The sequence below is a fragment of the Methanofastidiosum sp. genome (assembly GCA_013178285.1).
Classification (GTDB): Archaea; Methanobacteriota_B; Thermococci; order Methanofastidiosales; family Methanofastidiosaceae; genus Methanofastidiosum.
Window position 1 is genome coordinate 1 of the sequence record JABLXD010000092.1, and the last position, 2,360, is coordinate 2,360.

General features: G+C 29.9%; 1 protein-coding gene. It reads right to left on the reverse strand.

Going from position 1 to position 2,360, the window contains the following annotated elements; translation table 11 throughout:
* Positions 1-12: 12 nt before the first annotated feature.
* On the reverse strand, positions 13-2,360 hold a 2,348-nt coding region (locus HPY60_11860; GenBank protein NPV51871.1), incomplete at its 5' end, for a hypothetical protein.

Genomic DNA, 2,360 nt, shown 5'->3' on the forward strand with positions numbered 1-2,360 from the left:
GCTCAAGTTCATTCATACAATCCCTCCATATTTTTCTGCTCTTCTAGAAAATGCCTCTTCACCGCCTTCCATAATATCTTTAACTTTTTCTGTTATACTATTTTTATCAATTGAACCTCTGTCAATTATTTTACATTGATCATCTTGCTTATCTAAAACAAGGATTAATTCCGAATCCCCAATTACTGGTATGTTGGCGTTATGAGTGGCGGTTATAATCTGTCTTTTACCCTTAAGACCTCTTAATATGTTAACAACATCTTCGTAAATAAAACGATTATCTAGATCTTCTTCAGGTTGGTCAAGGATGATAATTCTATCTTCCATTATAAACATCATAAGAAGTAAGGCAGTTGCTTTTTGGCCTGGTGATAGTTTCTCCAAAGAAACAAATTTTTCATCAACTTTCAATTCTATTTCTATCTTATCTTCAGGGAATAATGTTTCAAGTTCAAATAGTTTATTCTTGTCTTTAAGATATTCGATTAGTTTTTCAGCCATTTTATCAGTTAGATTAAATTTCTCTACAATTTTATCTTTTCCTGTTTTTATAAATTCACTTATCAAAATCCCATCAACAACAATCCCCTCTGCCTCAATAAGGGAATCAATAGCATCTTTATGTAAACCAGAACCTTGAATAAGATTTGTGAAGTATTTTTTAAATTCTTTCTTTTCCCCTTCATAAATGACATTTATTTTTACTTTATCTTTGAGTTTCTGGTTAAGATCTCGGATTTCATTTTCTCTAATTTTAAATAATTCGTATCTTAAATTATTAATTATTTCTTTAATTGTCTTTCTTTTTGTTTTCATGGATTCAAGTTGTTCTTCATGCTTCTTAAATTCCTTCATTAGTGACTCTATCCGAGCTTTTTGTCTTGTTAGCTCTTCAAGTTTTTCTGGTTGGAGATTTTCCTCACCTAATTTTCTTTTTACATCTTCGATTTCTTTTTCGGCTTTTTCTTTTTCGCTATTCCAACTTCTAATAATTTCTTTAATTTTTGTCTCATAAATATTATTTAGTTCTTGCACAATCTGGTTTTCCTCTATGATGTTTTTTATTCTTTCGAATTCCCCAGCTAACGTTTCGAGAATTTGTTTTTTTTCACTTTTTCCTCTTTTTAAAGATAAGATCACTTCCGAAATTTTTTGGATTGATAGGTTTAGGATATTTTCAATATTATGGTTTAGTTCTTGAAAATTTCTGTCTGCGGAAATAATATTTTCATCATCTTCAAGGATTTGTGTATATCTTTCCAACTTTTTTACAACACCGATTTTTTCGTAATCTTTTATTTTAGATTCTATTGATCTGAGTTGCTGTTCATATTCATATTTTCTAGTAAGATTTTTCTCTAATTCTATGATCATTTTGCCATTATTATTAAGTTTAACTTTTAGGTCTTCAAAGTCTTTTTGCTTTATTCTGATTTTATCGCCTATAAATTGGTCTATAAGTTGTAAAAGGAATTTTCCATCCTGAGATATGACATATAGTTCTTTCTGACCAATAATGATTGGATTTTTCTCTTTTTCGAATATTTCTGTGGGATTGAGAAATATTTTTTCGTTATTCTCATCATATACTTCTGGTTCTTTGCCAACTATTCTTTTGATTTTGTATGAGGTCTTCTTTTGTCCAAAGTATTTATCAATACCCACGTAAACCTCACCACCACTTCCTAACACTGCTGAAACAAACTCTTCCTTCTGTAAAGTGTCAGCAAATATTGGTAAGCTAAGACAATATCTTACCGATTCAATGATTGCTGATTTTCCGACACCTCTTCCACCTATTAATGTGTTAAGCTCAGGATTCATTTTTAAATCTATATCTTTTAAAAATGTTGTTCCATTAATTACAATATTAGTAATTCTATTGTGAAACATTTCAGGCAATTCGTAAATTCTCACTCTTACTTCTGGGTCATGAAGAGCCAGTTTTAAAGATGAAAGCGAAAAATCACTTAATTTAATGTAAGTTGCTCTTGGTTTTCCGTTTCTTAGTTTATTACCAATATCATCAAGAGATTTAGGATCTGAGGTTTCAAGTGTTGCAATTTTATTGAAAAAATTCTCGCTTAAACGATTTGTACTAATTAATCTATCTTTCCAGGTATCTGATATGTATTCAAGAGCATCAAACCTTAAACGACAAATATAATTAGCAGCTTCTTTATTAGAAAAAGATTTTAAAAGTCCTTTATCTTCTTCTGGATGTGCTAAGATTACCAGACAATTTAATTTTGATCTTACTTTATTTACTAATTCCTCAAGATTAAGGTCTGAATCAATATCACGATGTGTTCTGCCATCTATAAGTGGATTATGTGGATTCTTATCGAGGCTGTGTATAA